Origin of the sequence: Oribacterium sinus (assembly GCF_963553175.1) — a bacterium.
In the GTDB taxonomy this organism is placed as follows: Bacteria; Bacillota; Clostridia; order Lachnospirales; family Lachnospiraceae; genus Oribacterium; species Oribacterium sinus_B.
Genome location: NZ_CAUVME010000015.1, coordinates 35,720 through 60,686 on the forward strand (window position 1 = coordinate 35,720; position 24,967 = coordinate 60,686).

At 42.7% G+C, this 24,967-nt stretch carries 18 protein-coding genes; all 18 read left to right on the plus strand.

Annotated elements, in window-relative coordinates:
* The first annotated feature begins 4 nt into the window (after positions 1-4).
* The 18 genes from RYO92_RS05855 (at position 5) to nifJ (ending at position 24,830) form a co-directional block, all read left to right on the plus strand.
* Positions 5-337, plus strand: a complete 333-nt coding sequence (locus RYO92_RS05855) for a cyclic-di-AMP receptor (protein WP_007156056.1) — start codon at positions 5-7, stop codon at positions 335-337.
* A 141-nt stretch (positions 338-478) separates the two neighbouring features.
* Positions 479-1,489, plus strand: coding sequence for a phosphate acetyltransferase (gene pta / locus RYO92_RS05860; RefSeq protein WP_315369772.1), 1,011 nt, complete (start codon positions 479-481; stop codon positions 1,487-1,489).
* A gap of 15 nt (positions 1,490-1,504) precedes the next feature.
* Positions 1,505-2,701: an acetate kinase gene (locus RYO92_RS05865; RefSeq protein ID WP_183684053.1), complete on the plus strand. Its 1,197-nt coding sequence runs from the start codon at positions 1,505-1,507 to the stop codon at positions 2,699-2,701.
* Positions 2,702-2,845: 144 nt separating this feature from the next.
* Positions 2,846-3,028 (plus strand): 50S ribosomal protein L32, encoded by a 183-nt coding sequence (gene rpmF / locus RYO92_RS05870; protein WP_007156060.1) that lies wholly within the window; start codon positions 2,846-2,848, stop codon positions 3,026-3,028.
* Positions 3,029-3,261: 233 nt separating this feature from the next.
* Positions 3,262-3,426, plus strand: coding sequence for a rubredoxin (gene rd / locus RYO92_RS05875; RefSeq protein WP_183684051.1), 165 nt, complete (start codon positions 3,262-3,264; stop codon positions 3,424-3,426).
* 3 nt (positions 3,427-3,429) lie between these two features.
* Complete coding sequence (locus RYO92_RS05880) at positions 3,430-4,641, plus strand: FprA family A-type flavoprotein (RefSeq protein ID WP_315369773.1); 1,212 nt, start codon at positions 3,430-3,432, stop codon at positions 4,639-4,641.
* 424 nt (positions 4,642-5,065) lie between these two features.
* Complete coding sequence (locus tag RYO92_RS05885) at positions 5,066-6,373, plus strand: putative glycoside hydrolase (RefSeq protein WP_183684049.1); 1,308 nt, start codon at positions 5,066-5,068, stop codon at positions 6,371-6,373.
* Positions 6,366-8,273 carry an excinuclease ABC subunit UvrC gene (uvrC, locus tag RYO92_RS05890; RefSeq protein WP_315369774.1) on the plus strand — a complete coding sequence of 636 codons (1,908 nt, stop codon included), beginning with the start codon at positions 6,366-6,368 and terminating at the stop codon, positions 8,271-8,273. Before RYO92_RS05885 ends, uvrC begins: the two co-directional genes overlap by 8 nt.
* 238 nt (positions 8,274-8,511) lie before the next feature.
* Positions 8,512-9,984 (plus strand): proline reductase-associated electron transfer protein PrdC, encoded by a 1,473-nt coding sequence (gene prdC, locus RYO92_RS05895; RefSeq protein ID WP_315369781.1) that lies wholly within the window; start codon positions 8,512-8,514, stop codon positions 9,982-9,984.
* A 15-nt stretch (positions 9,985-9,999) separates the two neighbouring features.
* A complete protein-coding gene (prdA, locus tag RYO92_RS05900) occupies positions 10,000-11,886 on the plus strand; it encodes a D-proline reductase (dithiol) proprotein PrdA (RefSeq protein ID WP_315369776.1) in 1,887 nt (628 codons plus the stop codon).
* A 2-nt stretch (positions 11,887-11,888) separates the two neighbouring features.
* Complete coding sequence (locus RYO92_RS05905) at positions 11,889-12,134, plus strand: CBO2463/CBO2479 domain-containing protein (RefSeq protein ID WP_007156068.1); 246 nt, start codon at positions 11,889-11,891, stop codon at positions 12,132-12,134.
* A gap of 37 nt (positions 12,135-12,171) precedes the next feature.
* Positions 12,172-12,897, plus strand: coding sequence for a D-proline reductase (dithiol) protein PrdB (prdB, locus tag RYO92_RS05910; RefSeq protein WP_083793702.1), 726 nt, complete (start codon positions 12,172-12,174; stop codon positions 12,895-12,897).
* 65 nt (positions 12,898-12,962) lie between these two features.
* On the plus strand, positions 12,963-13,739 hold the full coding sequence (gene prdD, locus RYO92_RS05915) for a proline reductase cluster protein PrdD (RefSeq protein WP_308579481.1): 777 nt from the start codon (positions 12,963-12,965) through the stop codon (positions 13,737-13,739).
* Between the two features lie 12 nt (positions 13,740-13,751).
* Positions 13,752-14,222, plus strand: coding sequence for a glycine/sarcosine/betaine reductase component B subunit (locus RYO92_RS05920; protein WP_314966499.1), 471 nt, complete (start codon positions 13,752-13,754; stop codon positions 14,220-14,222).
* A gap of 241 nt (positions 14,223-14,463) precedes the next feature.
* Entirely contained in the window at positions 14,464-16,461 is a 1,998-nt protein-coding gene (selB, locus tag RYO92_RS05925; protein WP_315369777.1) for a selenocysteine-specific translation elongation factor, read from the plus strand.
* Between the two features lie 47 nt (positions 16,462-16,508).
* Entirely contained in the window at positions 16,509-18,923 is a 2,415-nt protein-coding gene (gene leuS, locus RYO92_RS05930) for a leucine--tRNA ligase (RefSeq protein ID WP_315369778.1), read from the plus strand.
* Positions 18,924-19,153: 230 nt separating this feature from the next.
* Positions 19,154-21,067 (plus strand): VanW family protein, encoded by a 1,914-nt coding sequence (locus RYO92_RS05935; RefSeq protein ID WP_315369779.1) that lies wholly within the window; start codon positions 19,154-19,156, stop codon positions 21,065-21,067.
* Between the two features lie 226 nt (positions 21,068-21,293).
* Positions 21,294-24,830 carry a pyruvate:ferredoxin (flavodoxin) oxidoreductase gene (gene nifJ / locus RYO92_RS05940; protein WP_183684042.1) on the plus strand — a complete coding sequence of 1,179 codons (3,537 nt, stop codon included), beginning with the start codon at positions 21,294-21,296 and terminating at the stop codon, positions 24,828-24,830.
* The last annotated feature ends 137 nt before the right edge of the window (positions 24,831-24,967 follow it).

Here is a 24,967-nt window from a genome sequence, read left to right on the forward strand (position 1 = left end):
AAGAATGAAGCTGGTTTATGCCATAATACGGAATGATAATGAAGATGATGTAACTTCCGCTTTAATGCAGGAAGGCTTTACGGTAACCAGGCTATCTACGACTGGTGGCTTTTTAAGAAAGGGAAGTACTACTTTAATGATTGCCCTTCAGGACGAACAGCTGGAGCAGTGTATTGATATCATTAAACAGCAAAGTGGAAGTCGTCAGGAAATCACTGTAAACATGCCCTATGTTTCCGGTTCCAGTCTGATGAATTACACCACCATGCCCATGAATGTGGAGATTGGCGGCGCAACCATTATGGTTGTTCCTTTGGAACGTTTCGAAAAATACTAAAATATGTTTAATTAAAAGGGAAGGATATTGGATATAGTATACAAAAATATGCAATGTTCTTTAGAACTTCCCTTTTTTACTCTCTCTTCCTTTGCTATAATGGCAAGGAAGAGTTTTATCATGTCAGAAAAAGGAGAGAATATGTCATTTATTGAGGATGTAAAAGCAAAAGCAAAGGCAAAGCAGAAGACCATCGTATTACCGGAATCTGAAGACAAGAGAGTTCTTCAGGCGGCAGAACAGATTCAGAAAGAGGGATTTTCCCGCTTGATTCTTCTTGGAGAGAAGGAGCAGGTGGAGAAGGATGCCAAAGCTTGGGGAGTAGACCTTTCCGGTATTGAAATTGTGAACCCGAAGACTTATGCCAAGTTAGACGAATATGTTTCTACCCTGGTAGAACTTAGAAAGTCAAAGGGGATGACGGAAGAAGAGGCAAGAAAGCTTCTGACAGAAAGCAACACCTATTTTGGTGTTATGATGGTTAAGAAGGGAGAGGCTGACGGTTTGGTTTCCGGAGCGAACCACTCTACCGCGGATACCCTCCGTCCATCTCTTCAGATTTTAAAGACCAAGCCGGGCACAAAGCTTGTTTCCGCTTTCTTTGTTATGGTTGTTCCTGATTGTGAATACGGAGAGAAGGGAACCTTTGTCTTCTCTGATTGCGGTTTAAATCAAAACCCGACTTCTGAAGAGCTGGCAGCAATTGCAGAGTCTTCCGCAGAGTCCTTCCGTTTCTTGGTAGGGGCTGAGCCTAAGGTGGCTATGCTGTCTTACTCCACCATGGGATCTGCAAAGCATGAAGAGGTTACCAAGGTACAGGATGCTACTAAGATTGTGAAAGAGAATAATCCGAATCTTTTAGTGGATGGAGAATTACAGTTGGATGCCGCTTTGGTTGAATCCGTAGCCAGCTTAAAAGCTCCCGGCTCCAAGGTGGCAGGTCATGCCAATACCTTGATTTTCCCGGATTTAGATGCAGGAAACATCGGCTATAAGCTTGTGCAGAGATTGGCAAAGGCTGAAGCTTACGGACCCATGACTCAGGGAATTGCAAGACCGGTTAATGACTTATCCCGTGGATGTAATGTTGCCGATATTGTAGGTGTTGTTGCGATTACTGCAGTGCAGTGCCAACTTTACGATAATAACTAATTATTGGGAGGAACTATGAAAATTTTAGTAATTAACTGTGGATCATCTTCTTTGAAGTATCAGCTTATTGATATGGAGGGAGAGACCGTAATGGCCAAGGGACTTTGCGAAAGAATCGGTATTCCCGGTTCCAGATTAAAGCACGAGGTTCCCGGAAAAGAAGATTATGTGGTTGAAACAGATCTTCCGGACCATTCTGTGGCAGTGAAGCTGGTTTTTGATGCACTGACAGGAGAGTATGGTGTGGTTAAGTCCGTTGATGAAATCGGTGCAATCGGACATCGTGTACTGCATGGCTCCAATCGTTTCACGGAAAGTATTATTGTAAATGATGAAGTAAAGAAAGTTATCCGGGAGTGCTTTGACTTAGGCCCCTTACATAACCCGGCAAACTTAATGGGAATTGAGGCTTGTGAAAAAGTTGTTCCCGGTAAGAAGAATGTAGCGGTTTTCGATACTACCTTCGGTATGACCCTTCCGGAGAAGGCATATTACTATGCTATTCCTAAGGAATACTATGATAAGTACGCGATTCGTCGTTACGGCTTCCATGGTACCAGCCATGCCTACGTTTCTCAGGAAACCATTCGTTTCGGCGGTTTGGATCCGGAGAAGGCAAAGGTTATCGTATGTCATTTAGGTAACGGTGCTTCCATCTCCGCATCTATCGGTGGCAAGGCTGTAGATACTTCCATGGGACTTACCCCGTTGGAAGGTCTGATTATGGGTACCCGTTCCGGAGATATCGATGGAGGAGTAATCCAGTTTATTGCCAACCACGAGAATAAAACTGTTGATGAAGTTTTAAATATTTTGAATAAGAAGTCCGGTGTATTGGGAATGACCGGTATTTCTTCCGATTTCCGTGACATTGAGAATGCCGCTGAAGAAGGAAATCACATGGCAAAAGTAGCTCTTGATGCATTTCGTTACAGAGTTGCCAAGTATATCGGTTCTTATGTAGCAGCTATGAACGGTGTGGATGCCATTTCCTTTACAGCAGGTGTGGGAGAGAATGATAAGGTAACAAGACAGATTGTTATTGATGAGTATTTCTCTTATCTTGGTGCTAAGATTGATCCGGAAAGAAACAATGTTCGCGGAAAAGAGCGTTTAATTTCCACTGATGATTCCAAGGTTAAGATTTTCTTGATTCCTACCAATGAAGAATTGGCTATCGCAAGAGATACAAAGCGTTTGATTGAAGCTTAAATTAGGCATAATTTTTTCGCTTTCCTTTAGATTTTGCTTGCATTTTACTGAAAACTAGTGTATCTTTACACGAGTGTGTTTTTCTAATGTAAAGCATAGCCCAAATTCACCGATTCAAACTCGGTTAAGACAGGAGGTGTAAATATGTCTATTTGTCCAAAGAATAAATCATCCAAAGCCCGCAGAGATAGCAGAAGAGCAAATTGGAAGATGGGTGCAACAAACCTTGTAAAGTGCTCTAAGTGTGGTGCATTGGTTATGCCTCACAGAGTTTGTAAGGCTTGTGGTTCTTATAATAAGCGCGAGATTATTACTGTAGAGGACTAAGAATTAAAGGGAGCTTCATAAGAAGCTCCTTTTCTTATGGCTTACAGTTATGTAACAACTGAATTTATGGTACTTTCGTATAGAAATAGTAGAATGGTTAGAGCTCTCTTTTCTGTTTTTAGGGAAAAACAAAAATAATTCCTAAAATTACTAGACTTGTGCACAATCTAATGATAAACTACCCTTCGAGCGTAAGCTTAACACTTAAGTTTAAAGAAAAAGGAGAGAATATCATGAAGAAATATGTATGTACAGTATGTGGTTATATCTATGATCCTGAAGTAGGAGAGGAAAGTGCAAATGTTGCAGCGGGAACAGCTTGGGAAGATGTTCCTGAAGATTTTCTTTGCCCCTTATGCGGTGTAGGAAAGGATCAGTTCGAGCCATCAGAGGAGTAAAAGATGTATTCATGCAGAAAACTTAGAGATGATTTAGTATATGTTGGAGTAGAAGATAGAAGACTGCATCTGTTTGAGAATTTGTTTCCATTGGACAGAGGCGTAAGCTATAATTCCTATCTTTTACTGGATGAAAAGACCGTTTTGTTGGATACCTGCGACCAAACCGTTTCTCGCCATTTTATTGAGAATATAGAGTTTGCCCTTGCGGGAAAGGCCTTGGATTATCTGGTAATCAATCATATGGAGCCGGACCATTGCGGGAGCATTCAGGACTTGTACGAAAAATATCCAAAGCTTTCCATTATTTCCAATGCTAAAACTTTTCAGATGCTGGATCAGTTTTATCAGATGACTATTCCTGCAGACAGAAAGGTGGAAGTGAAGGAAGGCGATGAGTTTTCTGTAGGAAGACATACCCTTAAGTTTGTCTTTGCACCTATGGTACACTGGCCTGAGGTTATGTTTACCTATGATATGACGGACAAGACCTTATTCTCTGCAGACGCCTTTGGTGTTTTCGGTTGCAACAACGGCAACATCCTTGCCCACGAGCAAAGATATAAGGATAAGGATTTTCTGGATGATGCCAGACGTTATTATTCCAATATTGTTGGAAAGTACGGCCCTCAAACCCAGGCGGCTTTAAAAAAGGCCTTAAGTCTGGAAGTAGAGATGCTTTGTCCTTTACATGGACCGATTTGGACGGAAGACCTTTCTTTTATCATTGATAAATATGACAAATGGTCCCGTTATCTTCCGGAAGAGAAGGCCGTTGTGATTCTGTATAATTCCGTTTATGGCAATACAGAAACCGTCGTAGACCATTTTGCATTAGAGCTTGGTATTCGTGGAGTTAAGAACATCAAAGCCTACGATGTATCCAAGACGGATGTATCCTATTGCATTGCAGAATGTTTCCGTGCCAGTCATCTGGTATTTGCGGGAACAACCTATAACAATAACCTTTTTCCGAAGATGGAAAATCTCATTACCGACATGAAGAATCTGAATGTGCAGAATCGAAAGATTGCTATTTTGGAAAATGGAAGCTGGGCTCCTCAAAGCGGTAAGCTGATGAAGAAAGCCTTTGATGAGATGAAAAATATGAGCTATATCGGCGACATTCTTACTGTAAAGTCCGCATCCGTGGATCGCAGCGCTTTAGAGAAGTTGGCTGATGAGGTAGCTGATTCCGTATTAGGAAAAGAATAAAACTTGCACAATACCGAGTTTTCTGATGAATCGGAAAAGCCGGATATATCATCTGTTTCCGGAGTGTATTCATTAAGCTTTAACGCGGAAAAAAGGGTTTTAAAAATCAAAAATAGAAATTTTCGGCAATATAGGTCTGAATACGAGGCAGTCTGAGCACGACGGTACTTGCGAAAAACAAGAGAAACGCAGTTTTTCGCTTAGTATCCGCTTCGTGGCGAAGCTAGCGAGAGCGTGCCTCGTTTCAGGCCTATATTGATTAGAAAATTATTTTGATTTTTAAAACTTTTTTTATTTAAGGAATATCTTCGAGAGAATTTCAGACTTATCCAACAGCGGAAAATCATCCAATCCCAATTTTTCTTGTAATATAGGGGTAAAGTGATATAATTATCCTGTGTTTTAGGCAAAAAGTGGGAGGATTATGAGAAAATATATTTCTTTTCTTTTCCTTTTTCTTCTTACCTTCAGCTTATTAAGTTCCTGTAAGACTCCGGAGCCTTTACAGTACAATGTAAACAAAACCCCGGAGCTGAAACAGTACGAATCTGAATTACAAGCGGAATCTTTGTATAAAGAATCCCTGGCACAGGAAAGCTTGTTGGCTAAGGAAAAGGCGGAAGAGGAGGAGAAAGCAAAAGAGGCCTTGATTTGGAAGAAAAAAGATATTCAGAAGGACAGGGTAAAGGTAAAGGGAATTTATATTACAGACCTTACCGCCGGTTCTCCGAAAATGGAGGATATCTTATCGAAAATGAAGGATACTGAGCTGAATGCTTTAGTCATTGATATTAAAAATGATAACGGACAAATCGTATATCAGATGAATAATGGCGGACAGCAGGAGTTCTACAATACGACGAATATCGTCAAAGACTTACCGGCATTGCTAAAAAAATGCCATGATCAGGGACTGTATTTAATTGCTCGTTTGGTTTGTTTTCGCGACCCTGCCATGGGAGAAGTTCATCCGGAATGGATGAATCAGAAGGCGGATGGAAGCTTATTTAAAGATAATAGCGGGATGACCTGGATTAATCCTTATAAAAAAGATTATTGGGATTATATTGCTTCTGTGGCGGAACGTTGTGCTGATGACGGATTTGATGAAATTCAGTTGGATTACGTTCGATTTTGTACCGAGAAGGGTATGAAGGAAGTGCAGTACCCGGAAGAAGCAGAGACCAATAAAACCCAAATTATTACAGAATTTGTACAGTATATGTCAGATCGTTTAGCGAATAAACAAGTCTTTTTTTCTACGGATGTTTTTGGAACCATTATAGGTTCCTATGTGGACAGTACCGCTGTTGGACAGGATTATTCGGATATGGCAGCTTCCGTGGACTATATGTGTCCTATGATTTATCCCTCTCACTATGGAGACGGAAATTTCGGTATAGAACATCCGGATACGGATCCCTACAAAACGATTTACTCTGCTTTAAGGTCATCTCAGAAGGAACTGGCTTTGGTGAAAAGCGGAGACAACTATCAGGCAACGGTTCGTCCCTGGCTACAGGGCTTTACAGCATCCTATCTACAGCATTATATTCCTTATGAAAAGGAACAATTCCGGGCACAAATTCAGGCTGTATACGATAGCGGATATGATGAATGGCTGTTTTGGAATGCGGGAAGTAATTATGATTTTTCCTATTTCTATACCAAGGAAGAGGGAGCATCGGTACAATCCGAAGCTAAGACGGATCAGGAAGGAAATAATGGATAAGAAAAACTTTGATAAAGAGTTTATTATTGAAGAAGAGTTGAAAAAACTCCCGGCAATGCCGGGAGTTTATTTAATGCATGGCGATATGGATGAAGTGATTTACGTTGGAAAAGCGAAAATTCTGAAAAACAGAGTCAAACAATATTTTCAAAAATCCACGAAAAAATCCGTGAAAATTCAACAGATGGTCGCTCAAATCCGACGCTTTGAATATATTGTTGTGGATTCAGAGATAGAGGCTTTGGTGCTGGAATCCAATCTGATTAAAGAATATAAGCCCCGCTATAACACTCTGTTAAAGGATGACAAAGCCTATCCCTATATTCGATTAAGTGTGGAAGAGCCATATCCCAGGCTTTTTGCCTCCCGTAATAAGAAGATTAAGAGTTCAAAATATTACGGCCCCTACGCTTCTATGGAGCGGGTCAATGAGGTGATTGAGTTACTCAGAAAAACCATGCATATTCGGAATTGTAATAAAGTATTTTCGGAGGATAATCCTTTAACCCGCCCTTGCATTTACTATGATATGGGACAATGCCTGGGACCTTGTGTTTTAAAGCAGACCAAGGAAGAATACAGAGCCTCCATTCCGAAACTTACAGAGTTTTTATCCGGAAAAACCGAAGCAACCCTTAAGGAATTGGAAGAGAAGATGTTGGAAGCATCCGAGCGTTTGGACTTTGAAAAAGCTATGGAATTTCGAGATTTGATTCAGGCAATTCAAAGTTTACAAAACAAACAAAAGATTACTGCTTTGGACGGTGAGGACAGGGACATTATAGGATTACGAAGAGACCACAGTGACTGTATTGTGCAGATTTTCTTCGTTCGTGACGGAAAAATTATTGGCAGAGATCACCAGTTTTTGCGAATCGACGAAGAACAAAGTGATGGAGAAATCTTAGCCAGCTTTTTACAACAGTTTTATAACGGTACACCTTTTATTCCAAAGGAAATCCATTTACCCGTTGAGCTTCCGGATCAAAAGATTTTGGAAGAATGGTTAAGCTATGTGAAGGGAAAGAAGGTTTATATTCTGGTTCCCAAGCAAGGAGATAAAGAGAAGCTGGTGGAGCTGGCAGGAAAGAATGCAGGCATTTTGATGCTTCGCTATGTAGAAAAATACAGAATGGAGGAAAAGAAGCGAAAAGAAGCTTTGGAGGAACTGAAAAATGCCTGTGGGCTTCCGGATATTCCTAAAAGAATCGAATCCTATGATATTTCCAATACCTCCGGTGCTCTAACGGTAGGCTCCATGGTGGTTTATCAGGAAGGAAAAGAAAAACCCAACGAATATAGAAAATTTAGAATACAAAGTATAGTAGGACAGGATGATTACGGAGCGATGAAGGAGATGCTCACTCGCCGCTTTTCTCACGGCTTAAAGGAACAGGAGGCAAATAAGGCCGGAGGAAAAGAGGACCGTCTGGGGCGTTTTTCTCAATTTCCCGATTTAATACTGATGGATGGAGGCAAGGGACAGGTCGGTATTTGTGAGTCCGTACTGGAAAGTCTGGGGATTACCATTCCTGTTTGCGGAATGATTAAGGATGAGCATCATCGTACCAGAGCATTGTTGGTTGGAAATCAAGAATACCCCTTATCGGAAAGAAGTGAATGCTTTAAACTTCTTACCAGAATTCAGGATGAGGTACATCGCTTTGCCATTAGCTATCATCGCTCCTTACGAGGAAAAGAGCAGATCCATTCTCTTCTGGAGGATATTCCGGGAATCGGTCCGGTGAGAAGAAAAGCATTGATGAGAAAATTTAGAGACTTGGAAGGCGTGGCTAAAGCCGATTTCGAAGAGCTACTTTCCTGTCCGGGAATGGATGAAAAAAGCGCCCAATCGGTATTGCATTTTTTTAAGAACAGAAATAGAATGGACGATGAATAGTCTAAATTAATTCTTACGAAATTGCCAGATATTCCCAGTGTTTTAGCGCTTTTTCTTGCTTTTTGCCAAGCTAAAGAAATAGCAAGGATTTATATCGTATGATAATAAATACTTGTAAAAACCGAATTTTCGCCGTAATATTACTAAAGAATTAACAATCTTTTGTAGAGGAAGGATGAGTAACACTTTATCGTGTCAGGCGATAATAATCCATAATATCAGTAAGTTGAAGAAGGAGATGGGAAAAGTGGTTAAAACAATTTTACTCAGACAGCACATCGGTGCACCTGCTACACCGGTCGTAAAAGTAGGGGATTCCGTTAAAAGAGGAAGCTTGCTTGCCGCACCGGAGAAACTTGGCGCCAATGTGCATTCCAGTGTGGATGGTGTGGTAAAAGAAATTACCGAGGAGGCGGTCATCATTGAAGCTTCCGAAAAGCAGAGCGATGATTACGTAAAGATTGAGGGCGAGAATACTCTTGATTTGATTAAAGCCGCAGGAATTGTGGGAATGGGCGGTGCAGGATTCCCCACAGCTGTGAAGTTGAATATCGACTTGAAGGGCGGATGTATTCTGGTGAATGCAGCGGAGTGTGAACCTTTGCTGGAGCATAACATGAAGCAGATTATGGAACAGCCTGAAAAAACCATGCGGGGTATTGATTACTGTATGAAGGTGACCAATGCTGCTAAGGGTGTAATCGCCATTAAAAAGAAGCATGAGGAAGAAATTAAAGTTCTTCTTTCTTTACAGGAAAAATTCCCGAATATTTCCATTCATCTACTACCGGATATCTACCCGATGGGAGAAGAAAGAGCTGTTGTTCGTGAGGTTCTTGGTAAATTACTTCCTCCCACTTCCCTTCCTTCAGAAGCTGACTCCGTTGTTATTAACGTAGAGACCTGTCTTCGCATAGCAGAGGCAATTGAGGATAAGAAGCCTTGCTTCTTAAAGAATATTTCCGTTGGCGGAAAGCTAAAGAAGGGAACTAAGACACAGGTCTTTATGGATGTTCCTGTAGGCACCACCGTAGGTGAGCTTATCGAGATGGCCGGCGGTATTGACGGGGAATACGGAGAAATCGTTTTAGGAGGTCCTTTCACCGGACATGCTGTTGAGTTTTCTACACCGATTACCAAAACCAGCGGTGGAATCCTGGTTACAGAACCCTTTAAGGATTTAAAGGGAGCAAAGATGGGTATTCTTCTTTGTGCCTGTGGTGGAAACCTGGAAAGAATGGAAGATTTGTGCAAGAAGTACAATGCCGTGGTTACGGATGTACAGGCTTGTAAGCAGGCTGAAGATGTTCGAGGAACACTGAAGTGCCAGAACCCCGGAAACTGCCCCGGACAGGCACAGAAGATTTTACACTTCAAGAATGCAGGATGTACTGATGTCATTATCGGAAACTGTAGTGACTGTACCAATACGGTTATGGGATCTGCACCGAAGATGAATCTGAATGTTCATCATCAGACTGATCATATCTTTGAAACCGTGGGTATGGAGCCTATGCGTTACTTAACCAAGTCCAAGGTTGTAGAGCAGCTACCGGTAGATGATAAGGGTCGCCAGCTTCCTTTCCCCAAGGAAGAGGAAAAGACAGAGCAGGCAGTGGAGCAGGAATTCAGCTTTTCTACCATGCTGGATGATGGATTATTCCATATCCATGTGGAAGAAGGCCAAGATATTCATATAGAATTTTCATAAGAAAGGAAGCAAAATATGTCTATTTCAGCAGAGTATGCAGAAGAGCACAAGAGCAGTCCGGCGGTGTTATGCTGTAGGGCTGAGGAGGGAGTAGTTCTCTCCAGCCACAACTTGGAGGATCCTGAAATCTTTGATGATTTGGTAGATCAGGGATTGTTGAAGTTGGATGGTTGTTTAACCATTGGCGATGTTTTAGGGGCTAAGCTTTTAAAGACCTGTGATTCTCTCACACCTCTTACAAAAGATTTAGTAGCGCTTGCCGATAAGCCTGCAGAGGCAGCAAAGGTTGAAGAAGCTGCCGCAGCTCCGGCAGTTGCAGCAGCGGCAGCTTCAGTAGGAGCAGTAGCAGCACCTGCCTTAGGAGGAAGCTTGAAGATTCACATTGGTGAAGGTAAGGGAATCGACATTCAGATTCCTGTAGGTGCTTTAGGCGGCGCATCCGGCGTTCCTGTAGTATCTAATGCAGCACAGGCCGTAGCAGGTAATGCAGGTAATTCAGGTGTTGCAGCTCCCGGAGCGGTTGCTACAGATGAGGAAGTGGTAGTTCGCAGTCTTACCAGAAAGCACTTCAAGATTACTGAAGTTAAGAGAGGTCCTGAAACCAAGTTAGAGGGTACCGTTCTTACCATTCGTGAAGGCATTGAAAAGGAATGTGTTGATTCTCAGAAGCTTGTAGTGGATCTGAAGATTGATATCATTACTCCGGATCAATATCATACCTACTCCAACACCATCATGGATGTTCAGCCTATTGCGACCAAAGAGGGTGATGATGAAGTTGGAACCGGAACAACCCGTGTATTAGACGGCGTTGTTATGGTGGTTTCCGGAACTGATGAGAATGGTGTTCAGATTGGTGAGTTCGGATCCTCCGAAGGATACCTTGATGAGAATATTATGTGGGGACGTCCCGGTTGTCCTGACAAGGGAGATATCTTCATTAAGACCAATGTAACCATCAAAGAGAAGACCAACATGGAGCGTCCGGGACCATTGGCTGCTCACACAGCAACTGACTTAATCACCGATGAAATTCGTAAGGTATTAAAGAAGGCTGATGAGAGCTTGGTTGTTGATACTGAGACCTTTAACCAGGTAAGAAGACCGGGTAAGAAGAAGGTTGTTATCGTTAAGGAAATCATGGGACAGGGAGCAATGCATGATAACTTACTCCTTCCTGTTGAGCCTGTTGGTGTACTTGGTGCTAAGCCTAACGTTGATATCGGAAACGTTCCGGTAGTAGTTTCTCCATTAGAGATTCTTGATGGATGTATCCATGCATTAACCTGTATCGGACCTGCATCTAAGGAGATGTCTCGTCACTACTGGAGAGAGCCGTTGGTATTAGAGGTTCTTCATGATCATGAAGTGGATTTAACCGGTGTTGTATTGGTTGGATCTCCACAGATTAACGCTGAGAAGTTCTATGTTTCTCGTCGTGTAGGTATGACCTTAGAGGCTATCGGACCGGATGGTGCATTTGTAACCACTGAGGGATTCGGAAACAACCACATTGACTTTGCTTCTCACATCGAGCAGATCGGTAAGAGAGGAATCAAGGTTGTAGGTATGTCCTTCTGTGCTAACCAGGGTGCTCTGGTTGTAGGTAACAAGTACATGACCAGCATGGTAGATAACAACAAATCTGAAGGCGGAATTGAGAACGAGATTCTTGCTAACAACACCCTTTGTACTGAGGACGCTATCCGTGCATTAAGCATGTTGAAGGCTGAGATGGCAGGCGAAGAGGTGAAGAAGGCTGAGCGTAAGTGGAATCCAAACGTAAAGACCCAGAACATTGAGTTGGTTTCCAATGTTACCGGAAAGCCCATTGAGCTTGTTGAGAATGAAACTTCTCTTCCAATGAGTGATAAGTTCAAAGAGAAGTACATGAACGCATAATTATGGCTAAATACACAGATAAGATTATTTACATGGAAGGCATTATCGTGGAGGTTCATGATGGTGCCGTGGGGATTGACTTAAAAGGTCGTTTGGGCTTTTTAAAAATTCCCATGCGGATGCTCATTTCCGATTATGAAATTAAAGTCGGTCAGGAGGTTGGTTTCAATATGAGTTTTATTGAGCAATTAAGTCCGGATGTAAATGAAAAATACATTAGTAATATTCAAAAGCGCCAAGAGCCGTAGAATAATTACATAAAAAAATTTATGAAAGGAGAAAGACATGGGTAATACTGTAGTAAAAGGGATGCAGTCTGAAATCTTCGTACCTGTTACTCCTCCACCTGTATGGGCTCCTGTCACAAAGCCGTTAAAGGATATGGTTATTGCCATTGCAACGGCCGCAGGTGTGCACCATAAAGATGACAAGCGTTTTAACCTGGCTGGTGATTTTACCTTTAGAGTTATCAAGGATACAATGCCTTCTAGCGAACTAATGGTATCACATGGTGGTTACGATAACGGTGACGTTAACAAAGATATCAACTGTATGTTCCCAATTGATCGTCTTCATGAGTTGGCTAAAGATGGTGTAATTAAGGGGGTAGCTCCTGTACACTTCGGATTCATGGGCGGTGGTGGAAACCAGGAAAAGTTCAAAAACGAGACAGGTCCTGAAATTGCCAGACAGCTGAAAGAGGAGGGCGTAGACGCCGTAATCCTCACCGCTGGCTGAGGAACTTGCCATCGTTCTGCCGTGCTTGTGCAGAGAGCTATTGAGGCCGCAGGAATTCCTACAATTATCATTGCTGCGTTACCTCCTGTCGTAAGACAGACCGGTTCCCCCAGAGCAGTTGCTCCTCTCGTTCCGATGGGTGCAAATGCCGGAGAGCCAAACAACAGAGAAATGCAATACAATATCGTAAAGGATACCTTAGAGCAGCTTGAGGAAATCGAGTCTGCCGGTAAGATTGTTCCTTTGCCATATGAATACGTTGCGAAGGTATAATGCCAAGAAATGGAAGCATGATCTTCATGCTTCCATTTTTTTCTAAAATTTCCTTGGAGGATAGAATGAGTGAAGAAAGAGTATTGAGACAGTTAGCGATTAAAGCTTTTCATGTTCGTGCTGTTTCAGAGGGAGAGAAAGTCTCCTTAAAAAAAGAGGAAAATAAAGAATATAGCTTGGTGATTAATCCCAATCGTTTAAAGGACTTCGCTAAGCAGGAAGAGCTGATTGAAGATTGCAGTCTAAAAATCATTCATAAAAATGAAAGACACATTCCCATTAATTCTATTATGGATATAATGCCTATTTCTACCAAAGTATTGGGTAAAATAGGAGAGGGAATTAGCCATACTTTAACCGGAGTGTATGTAATCCTTACCGCTACGGATACGGAAGGAAATTATGTCTCCGCTTTTGGTAATTCCGACGGATTTTTAGATGAGCAGGTGGTTTTTGGCCGTGCCGGGACTCCGGGACCTGAGGATATAATCATTCTAATTGATGTGGTATTACAGGCGAAGGCCGGATATTCCAGACCGGGGCCTGATGCCTGCCATAGACTATGTGATCATTTCTGTCAGGAAATTCGCGAAGTATTGAAGAAAACCAATGGTTCCTTCTGTACGGAGCGTCATGATTTTAAGGATGTAGAACGTCCGGGTAAGGATAAAGTGGTTTTGGTGAAGATGGTTTCCGGTCAGGGAGCTATGTATGATACCAGATTTCTTCCGGATGAACCTTCCGGATTTATAGGATCTCATTCAATTATTGATATTACCGGAGCGCCGATGATTATTTCTCCCAATGAGTATCGTGATGGCGCTATTCGAGCATTATATTAAGAGGAGGAGCTTATGGGAATTGGACCATCAACCAAAGAAACCACCTTGCATCATTTTCGTGACCCTCTGGTAGAAGAGCTTTGCGATGATACTGACTTGGACTTTGTAGGTATTATACTTGCCGGAATTCCACAGGATAACGTTAATAAACTTTTTACCGGTAGTCGTGTAGGTGCTTGGGCTGAAGCCCTTCGTGTAAAAGGGGCAATTGTCAGTGAGGACAGCTGGGGAAACAGCAACGTGGATTTTGCTCAAGCCATTGAAGAAATCGGTAAAAGAGATATTGCGGTTGTAGGAGTTTCCTTTGTGGGAACCCAGGGTGCCTTTGTGGTTACGAATCAATATATGAACACTATTGTGGACTTTAACAAGAGTGAAGAAGGCATTGAAACCAACGTTGTCGGGGAAAATAATATCGTTGCCCAGGATGCAAAGAAGGCAAAGGCACTTCTGAAGCTGAAAATGAGAGCAGTTAAAAGATAAGCACCTTAGAAAGAATTCCTAAATGGAACATGGGGATTCTTTCTTTTTTTGGCCTTTTTAAGGCAATCCCTCGATTTTCCTAAGATTATCTTGTATGATAAAAAAGCTATGTAAAAATAAGCGAAAAATTTACTTTGAAGATAATGTACGTAGCATGAGAGTAAATTTGAAATAGAATATATACTGATTATCTTAAATCCGGAACAAATCTTTTGGAAATACTATGGAGTAAATAAAACTTATGGAGAGTACGCAGAATCTTGATGTTCAACAATTATCCAATGTAGTAAAACCTGAGGAAAAAAAAGAATCCAAGCACCTGATTATTGGAACTGCAGGGCATATTGATCATGGAAAAACCGCCTTAATTAAGGCATTAACCGGATATGATGCGGACCGCCTGGAAGAAGAAAAAAAGAGAGGGATGACCATTGAGCTGGGCTTTACTTCATTGTCTCTTCCGGACGGTCAGAAAATCGGAATTGTGGATACTCCCGGACATGAAAAATTTGTAAAAACCATGGTTGCCGGAGCTGTGGGAATGGATTTGGTTATGGTGGTTATCTCCGCCAAGGAAGGTATTATGCCTCAAACCAGAGAGCATCTCAGCATTCTGTCTCTTCTTGGAATAAAGAATTTTATTATTTGTTTAACGATGATTGATCTTGTTTCTCCGGAAGAAGTGGAACAAAGAAAAGAAGAAATTACCGAGTATCTGGAGAAGCAATTTTCTTTTACCGTACCGATTTTCCCCCTTTCTTCTTTTAGCAAAGAAGGGATTCCGGATTTAATAAAATATCTATCTACCTTGCATGAATTTATTCAAGGGAAGCCGGAACAAGGAATTTTCAGAATGTTTGTGGATCGGGTGTTTTCCATTGCCGGGGCGGGGACCGTTCTTACCGGAACAGCAATGTCCGGAAGAATAGAGTTAAAAAAAGAGTATGCCCTCTACCCGAAGAATTTACCGGTAAAAGTCAGAAATCTGCAGGTTCATGGCAAAGACAGTGATTTTGCGGTTGGCGGAGAAAGAGTTGCCGTGAATTTATCCTCTGTGGATAAGTCTCTTTGTCAAAAAGGAGATGTACTGGCGGAGAAGGACTTACTTTATCCCAGTTCTTTATTGGATTGCAGAGTTCAGGTAGACAATGCCTTAGAACAATCCATCAAGAACAACAGAAAGCTGGAACTTCTTTTAGGAACAAGACATGTGCTCTGCAAGCTTGTTTGCTTGGAGGGGGAGGAAATTCCCAATAAGAGCTCAGCCTTGGTTCAGTTGCAGTGTGAAGAGCCTGTTGTAGCCTTAAGCGGGGATAGATTTATTCTAAGAGACGAATCCCAAAAGTTAAGCATTGGCGGGGGAAAGGTAATAGATCCTTTGCCAAGGGGTAGGCATAGAAAAGGGCGTTTTCAAACAGAACGACTGAGAAGCCTGGAAGATGCGGATGAAGGAAGTTTGCTTCAGAATTTCTTTCACAAGAAAAAAGGCAATTTTTTGTCTCTCTCCACTATTCGAAAAGCTTTTCCCGGATATGGCAATATTGAAAATGCCTTAAGAGATAAGGAAGAAAAGGGAGAACTTATCAGCATCCTTTTGCAAGGAGAAAAGTATCTGATTCCCGGGGAAGATCTGGAAGAGAAGGAAAAGCAAATTCAGTACTATATGAAGGATTTTTATCAAAGAAATCCTTATAAAATGGGAGAAAAAACACCGGTATTGTACAGTCGTTTTTTTAGTTCTTACAACAAAAACATATATAAAGCACTTCTGGAATATTGGCGTGAAAAGGAAATTTTCAGAATATCTTATGATATTCTAGCCCTAAAAGATTATAAGATGAAAAAGGATGAAAAATATACCAAGATTGCCAATACTTTGATTACTCTGATGCAAAAGGCTAAATTCTCTTTTTCGAAAATTACGGAACCTTTATGGAGCAAGGAGGAAGAAAAAATCCTGTTGGATATCGTAGCTTGTTTGGAGGAGAAGGGAACCCTGGTGCAGCTGGAGGGGGAATATTATACTTTGGGTAATTTATTTTCCAAGTTAAAAGAATTTACTTTGAAAAAATTACAGAGCAACGGAGAAATCACTGTTGAGGACTTGAGAGAAGAATTTTCCTTATCCAGAAAAAACAGTAAACTATTTTTTAAAGCTTGTGATCGATTGCATATTACCAAGGACAACGGCTTTGAAAGTGCAAGGAAGCCCTATCCTAAGCTTGACGAGACAGAGTAGGGGTTATAAAATGGCATTCGTTATCATAGAAAGTTCGAGGTGAAAAAATGGCTAGATATAATCATGCTGCCGTAGAGAAGAAGTGGCAGGAATTTTGGGAGAAAAATCCCATTAACCCAAAGGACGAGAAGAAAGAAAAATACTATTGCTTAGATATGTTCCCTTATCCCTCCGGTTCCGGACTGCATGTAGGACACTGGAGAGGCTACGTGATTTCCGATGCCTGGTCCCGTTATCAGGTCATTAAGGGAAAGTATGTGATTCATCCCATGGGCTGGGATGCCTTCGGCTTGCCTGCTGAAAACTATGCCATTAAGATGGGAATTCATCCTTCTATCACCACAAAGAAAAATGTGGAGAACATTAAGCGACAGTTACAGCAGATTAATGCCATTTACGATTGGGACATGGAAGTGAATACTACTGATCCCAACTTCTATAAGTGGACCCAGTGGATTTTTGTGAAAATGTTTGAGAAGGGACTGGCTTATGAAAAGGAGTTCCCTATTAACTGGTGCCCAAGCTGTAAAACAGGACTTGCCAATGAGGAAGTAGTGGATGGTAAGTGTGAACGTTGCGGTACGGCAGTTACCAAGAAGAATTTAAGACAGTGGATGCTGAAGATTACCGAATATGCAGATCGCTTATTGGATGATTTGCAGGAATTGGATTGGCCGGAAAAGGTTAAGAAGATGCAGGCAGAGTGGATTGGTCGTTCCTACGGAGCGGAGGTGGACTTTGCCTTAGAGGGAAGAGAAGATAAGATTACTGTTTTCACCACAAGACCTGACACGCTTTACGGAGCCACCTTCCTTGTTCTTGCTCCGGAACATCCTATGGTTCAGAAGATTTGTACGGATGCCCAAAGAGAAAAGGTAGAAGCTTATATTTCCATGGCAGCCAATAAGTCCAACGTGGAAAGAATGGCGGTGAATGACAAGGATAAAACCGGAGAGTTTACCGGAGCCTATGCTATTAATCCTTTAAACGGGGAGAAGTGTGCTATTTGGATTTCCGACTATGTATTGGCAGATCACGGAACCGGAGCCATTATGTGTGTACCTGCTCATGATGCCAGGGACTTTGCTTTTGCCAAGAAGTTTGACCTTCCCATTGTTCAGGTTATTTCCAAGGACGGGAAGGAAGAGGTATTGGAAGAGGCATATACAGAAGCCTCCGGTATTATGATTAACTCCGGAGAATGGAATGGAAGAGAGTCCTCCGAATTAAAGGTGGAAGCGGCTAATGAGGTGGAGAAAAGAGGCTTCGGCCGGAAGACCGTAAGCTTTAAGCTTAGAGACTGGGTTTTCTCCAGACAAAGATACTGGGGAGAGCCGATTCCTATCGTACATTGTGAGAAATGCGGAAATGTAGCGGTACCGGTGGAAGAGCTTCCTTTAAAGCTGCCTGAGGTAGAAAACTATGAGCCTACCGGAACGGGAGAATCTCCCTTGGCCGGCATTACTGACTGGGTAAACTGCACTTGTCCAAAGTGTGGAGGTCCGGCAAAGCGAGAGACTAATACAATGCCTCAGTGGGCAGGATCTTCCTGGTATTTCTTGCGTTATGTTGATAATCATGATGACAAGGCTTTGGTCAGCAGAGAGAAGGCTGATAAATATTTGCCGGTGGATATGTATATCGGAGGCGTGGAGCATGCAGTATTACACCTTCTGTATTCCCGTTTCTGGACCAAATTCCTCTATGATATCGGTGTGGTAGGATTTAAGGAGCCCTTTGTAAAGCTCTTTAATCAGGGAATGATTTTAGGACAAAACGGTATTAAGATGTCCAAGTCCATGGGAAATGTAGTTTCTCCCGATGATCTGGTTAGGGATTACGGCTGTGATGCTCTTAGACTTTATGAGCTTTTTGTAGGTCCCCCCGAATTGGATGCGGAATGGGATGACAGAGGAATTGATGGAGTTTATCGTTTCCTGAATCGTTTCTATAATCTTGTGGAAGAATCCAAGGATAAGAATATCAGTCCTACAAAAGAAATGATTCGTGTACGGCATAACTTAATTCATGATATTCAGCTTCGTTTTGACAGCTTCAACTTAAATACTGTTGTTTCCGGCTTTATGGAGTACAATAACAGTCTCTTGGATCTGGCAAAGAAAGAAGGGGGCGTAGATTTGGAAACCCTTCGCACTTTCTCCGTGCTTTTGGCTCCATTTGCTCCCCATATTGCAGAGGAGTGTTATCATTTGGCAAAGGGAGAAGGCAGTGTATTTGCCGCCGGCTGGCCTGAGTACGATGATAAAGCTATGGAGGCGGATGAAATTAAGCTTCCTTTACAGGTAAACGGAAAAGTAAAGGCGGTACTGGAGGTTCCCAAGGATTTAAGCAAAGAAGAAATTCTTGCTAAGGCTAAGGAATGTTTAGGGGATAAGTTGGGCGGCACTCTCGTAAAGGAAGTGTATATTCCCGGAAAAATCGTGAACTTTGTTGTAAAATAACAGAAGAATTTTTCTTACATTTTTGTAAAGCCCTATAGATTTTTTTTAGGATTCTTTTCTATACAAATGAAAAGATTATGGTATGATAAAAAGGTGCTGTGTCTCAGCACCTTTTATTCTTGAAGAATATCGCCTGCGAAGCGTGCGGTATCTTGTTATTAACCGATGGTATAGGAGAATCCTATCTCATCCGGATTATCAAATTTATAAACATATACAAAGGATGGAATATGATAGCCAGCGAAAGAAGATTATCTCAAGGAATCAGTAGAGCAAAGGGTGGTTCAAGAAGCAGAAGTGCCCAGTATAGCTATGGCGATAAAGGGGCACGTGGTGGACGAAGTAATGGTAGAAGCGGTGGACGACGCCCCAAGAACAATGGCCATCTTCCTATTATTATAGCCGCAGTAGCCCTATTCGGCAGTGCAGCCGCAGTCTTTGCTTTAAGCAGGAATGCCGGCTTTTTTCATGAAGCGGAGACTACTGCTACGGAAACGGAGTACATAGATCCCAATGCAATTCATGAGGATTTGTATTTGGATTATTCCGCCTTTAAACCGGGAGCGGAGCTTTTAAATCTAAAGGGAATGACCAAGGAGCAGGTAATTGATTTCTTGAAGAAATCTTACACTTGGCATCTTGTGGTAAAAAACGCCAATCCTAATATTGATTATTTTTCCATGCCGGAATTTCCAAAGGCGGAAGACAATAAAAGCGAAGACGGTATAGATGATCAAGGAACGGAGGAAGTGGTAAAGGTTAAGAATACCCTTTCCGATGTAACCATTCGTCCCAATAAGAGTGACTATGAAATTCCGGATATCTTATCCGACAGCATTACAGATTTTGTAGACCAGATTTATACCAAATATCAGGAAGAGAAGGCTTCGGAAAGCAGTACGGAGGAGAGCTCCACAGAGAAGAAAAAGAAGAAGAAAAAGGCGGAAGAAACCACTGCGGAAAGTTCAACTGCCATTCAGGCGGATTATATTCTGCAGCTTCCCGATTTTAGCGATAAAATTAAAGACTATGTGAATCAGCTTGCGATTGTTTGGAAGATGGCTCCGAAAAATGGAGACATTACCAAGTACAATAAATCTACCGGAGAATTTGAATTTGGCGGCAGCAAGGACGGTTATGCCATTAATGTGGATGCTACCGCACAGGATATTCTGAACGCCCTGAACAATAAAGAATTTTCCTCCGAGATTAGTACTGAGGGAGAGAAGGTTCCCGCATCCACTGCATCCATTAAGGATCAGTATAAGATTATTGCCAGCTTTACCACCAAAACTACTTCTAATGAACTGAGAAATACCAATGTTCGTCTTGCGGCAGAGGCGGTAAACGGTACTGTTCTTCAGCCCGGAGAGGAGTTTTCCTTTAACGGTGTAGTAGGACAGAGAACTGCAGAAAAGGGCTATAAGGCGGCTGCGGCTTATAATCAGGGAGAAGTTGTAGAAGAGGTAGGAGGAGGAATCTGCCAGATTTCTTCCACTCTATACAATGCGGTATTCCGCTCCGGATTAACCACGACCTATCGCAGATCCCACACCTTTGCCCCTAACTATGTAACTCCGGGTACGGATGCTACGGTATCTTGGCCGGGACCGGATTTTAAGTTTGTAAATGATTCCAAGCATGCCATCGGTATTCGTGCCTGGTATTCCAAACAAACCGCTACAGTACAGATCTACGGAATTCCTGTGCTTCCCAGCGGAGTGAAGTGGGAATTGGAATCCGAGAAGATTAAAGACCTTCCCGTTCCGGCAGTGCAGGTAATTACTCCACAGCAGGGTAAGGAGAGCAACGGTTCCGCCGGTTCCGAATGGCAGGCCTATAAGATTATTACTAAGGACGGCAAGACTGAGAAGGTAAAAGATCATTATGTCAGCTATAAGGGACATACTCCTAAGAAGTACAGTGCAAATGCTGTAGAAAGCAGTAGTGCAGCGGAAAGCACGGCAGCAAGCAGTGCGGCAAGCACGGAAAGTAAGGCTTCAGAGACCAAGGCGCAGGAGAGCAAAACCCAGAGTACCACAAAGGCCTCTGAGAATCCTGTTGTTTCCAATGACGGACCTGTAGGTAATAACAATGTTCCCACTACGGAAGCGGATGTTATTTCCGGCGGTCCCGGAACCTAAGGCTTACGGCAGCTTTGAATTTTTTGGCAATTGTCAAGGAATTCAAGGCTGCTTTTTTCTTTAAAAAGCGAAAAAATACTTGTGAAAAAAATAGCTATTGTACTAAATCAAAAACGGTAAGCGTTTTCCTTGATTTTAGCATGGGGATAGATTAGTATTCCCTTGTATGATTTCCCTAAAAGGGGAAAGGTAGAGGTTTTATTTATTTCAGTTTAGGAGGAAACTTATGGCTAGAAAAATGAAGACCATGGACGGTAATCAGGCTGCTGCTCATGCGTCCTATGCGTTCTCAGAGGTCGCTGCGATTTTCCCAATTACTCCTTCTTCCGTTATGCCTGAGCATATGGATGAGTGGGCAACAGAGGGAAGACAGAATATTTTAGGGGAGACTGTTCAGGTTACTGAGATGCAGTCCGAGGCAGGTGCTGCAGGTGCTGTGCATGGTGCTTTGGCTGCCGGTGCTTTAACTACTACATTTACAGCATCTCAGGGTCTTTTATTGATGATTCCTGATATTTATAAGGTTGCCGGAGAGCAGCTTCCCGGTGTATTTGATGTTTCTGCAAGAGCTGTTGCCAGCCACGCCCTTTCCATCTTCGGAGATCACTCCGACGTTATGGCTTGTCGTCAGACCGGTGCCGCTTTACTTTGTGAGTCTTCCGTTCAGGAAGTTATGGACTTAACTCCTGTAGCTCACCTTGCAGCTTTAAAGGGACGTATTCCTTTCATCAACTTCTTTGACGGATTCCGTACTTCCCATGAGATTCAGAAGATTGAAGAGTGGGATTACGAAGACTTAAAGGATATGGTGGATTGGGAGTATGTAGATGCATTCCGTCAGAACGCATTAAACCCGAATCACCCTGTAGAGAGAGGTTCCGCTCAGAACCCTGATATTTTCTTCCAGGCAAGAGAGGCTTCCAACCCTTATTATGATGCACTTCCTGCTATCGTTCAGGAGTACATGGACAAGGTTAATAAGAAGATCGGAACCAATTACCAGCTCTTTAACTACTATGGAGCTCCGGATGCAGAGCACGTAATTATTGCTATGGGTTCTGTAAACGAGACCATTGAAGAGACCATCGATTATTTGGCTGAGAAGGAAGGCAGAAAGCTTGGACTTATCAAGGTTAGACTGTATCGTCCATTTGCTGTTGACGCTTTCTTAAAGGCTATTCCAAAGACAGTAAAGACTATTTCCGTATTGGACCGTACAAAGGAGCCCGGATCTATCGGTGAGCCTTTATACTTAGACGTTGTAGCTGCTCTTTCCACCAGCGAGTTTAAGAATGTAACCGTTCTTTCCGGACGTTACGGCTTAGGTTCCAAGGATACTACTCCTGCACAGATCGTAGCTGTATACAACAATACCGATAAGAAGAGATTTACCATCGGTATCAACGATGATGTAACTCACCTTTCCTTACAGGAGGGACCATCCATTGTTACTACTCCAAAGGGAACTGTAAACTGTAAGTTCTGGGGACTGGGAGCAGACGGTACTGTTGGTGCGAATAAGAACTCCATCAAGATTATCGGAGATAACACAGATAAGTACGCACAGGCTTACTTTGACTATGACTCCAAGAAGTCCGGCGGTGTTACCATGTCTCACCTTCGTTTTGGAGATCAGCCGATTAAGTCCACATACCTGATTAAGAGAGCTAACTTCGTAGCTTGTCACAATCCTTCCTATATGACCAAGTTCAACATGGTTCAGGAGCTTGTAGACGGCGGAACCTTCTTATTGAACTGTACTTGGTCCAAGGATGAGGTGGAGAATCACATCCCTGGTCAGGTTAAGAAGTATATGGCTGACCACAATATCAAGTTCTACATCATTAACGGTGTTAAGATTGGTATTGAGACAGGAATGGGACCAACCCGTATCAACACCATCCTTCAGTCCGCATTCTTTACTTTAACCGGAATCATCCCTAAGGAGCAGGCTAACAAGTTAATGAAGGATGCCGCTCAGAAGACCTACGGCCGTAAGGGTGAGGACGTTGTAAAGAAGAACTGGGCAGCTATCGATGCCGGTGCAAATGCCTTCGAAGAAGTAGAAGTAAAGAAGGAATGGAGCAACTGTGCCGATGAGGGACTTGAGTTCAAGACCAAGACTGCCGGAAGAAAGGATGTTTTGGATTTCGTAAACAATATCCAGAACTATGTTTCCGCACAGGAAGGAAACAATCTTCCCGTTTCCGCATTTGCTGATTATGTAGACGGTTCTACTCCTGTAGGATCTGCTGCTTATGAGAAGCGCGGTATTGCCGTAAACGTTCCTGCATGGAACCCTGATAACTGTATCCAGTGTAACTTCTGTTCTTATGTATGTCCTCACGCAGCAATTCGTGCATTTGCATACACCGAGGATGAGGCGGCTAAGGCTCCGGAAGCAGATCAGCAGAAGGCTATGAACGGAATGCCTAACTACAAGTTCGGTATTAAGGTTTCCGTATTAGACTGTGTTGGTTGCGGATCCTGCGCAAACGTTTGTCCCGGAATGAAGGGCGAGAAGGCTCTTGTAATGTCCCCAATCGAGGATAACCTGGATCGCCAGAAGTACTTCGATTACGCTGTTGAGCTTCCTGAGAAGCAGGAGGTTATTGCGAAGTTTAAGGAGACTACAGTTAAGGGATCTCAGTTTAAGAAGCCACTCTTCGAGTTCTCCGGCGCATGTCCCGGATGTGGAGAGACTCCTTATGCGAAGTTAATTACCCAGCTTTTCGGAGAGAGAATGTACATCAGTAACGCAACCGGATGTTCTTCTATCTGGGGTAACTCTTCTCCATCCACTCCTTACACCGTAAATGCCAAGGGACAGGGTCCTGCATGGGATAACTCTCTCTTTGAGGATAATGCGGAGTTTGGATACGGAATGCTTTTGGCACAGAATGCTATCCGTGACAGATTAAAGAAGCAGGTTGAGAAGCTTGTAGAAGAAAATAAGGATGCCGCTCTTGTAGAGGCAGCTAAGGAATATTTGGATACCTTCTCCATCGGTGCTACAAACGGAACAGCTACAGATAAGTTAGTGGCAGCATTGTCCGGTAAAACAGATGCGGTTGCTGTAGATTTATTAAAGAACAAAGACTTCCTTTCCAAGAAGAGCCAGTGGATCTTCGGTGGAGACGGTTGGGCTTATGATATCGGTTTCGGTGGACTTGACCACGTTCTTGCTTCCGGTAAGGACATCAACGTAATGGTATTCGATACCGAGGTTTACTCCAACACAGGTGGACAGTCTTCCAAGGCTACTCCTACCGGTGCAGTAGCACAGTTTGCTGCCGGCGGTAAGGAAACTAAGAAGAAGGATTTAGCCGGAATTGCTATGTCCTACGGTTATGTATATGTAGCACATATCGCTATGGGTGCTGATATGGCCCAGACTGTTAAGGCAATTTCCGAGGCTGAGGCTTATCCGGGACCATCCTTAATCATCGCTTATTCTCCATGTATCAACCATGGTATTAAGAAGGGTATGGCTAAGGCACAGACAGAAGAGAAGCTGGCTGTAGAGGCTGGATATTGGAACAACTTCATTTACAACCCACTTGGTGGAGACAAGAAATTTACCTTGAATTCCAAGGAGCCTAACTTCGAATCTTATCAGGAATTCTTAAAGGGCGAAGTTCGTTACTTATCTCTTTCCCTGAAGAATCCGGAGCGCGCAAAGGCTTTAGATCTGCAGAACGAGCAGGAAGCTAGAGAGCGTTACGAGAAGCTGAAGAAGATGGTTGACCTGTACAATAACTAATGTACAGACAGCGAGAAGCTTTGCTTTTCATGAAGTAGCTTGCTTAGAATATAATGTCGTTTAGCTTTATACGGCATAGAGGATCGAGTAGGAGGCGGTGACTAACCGCCGTCCTCTCACAGCACTGTACGTACGGT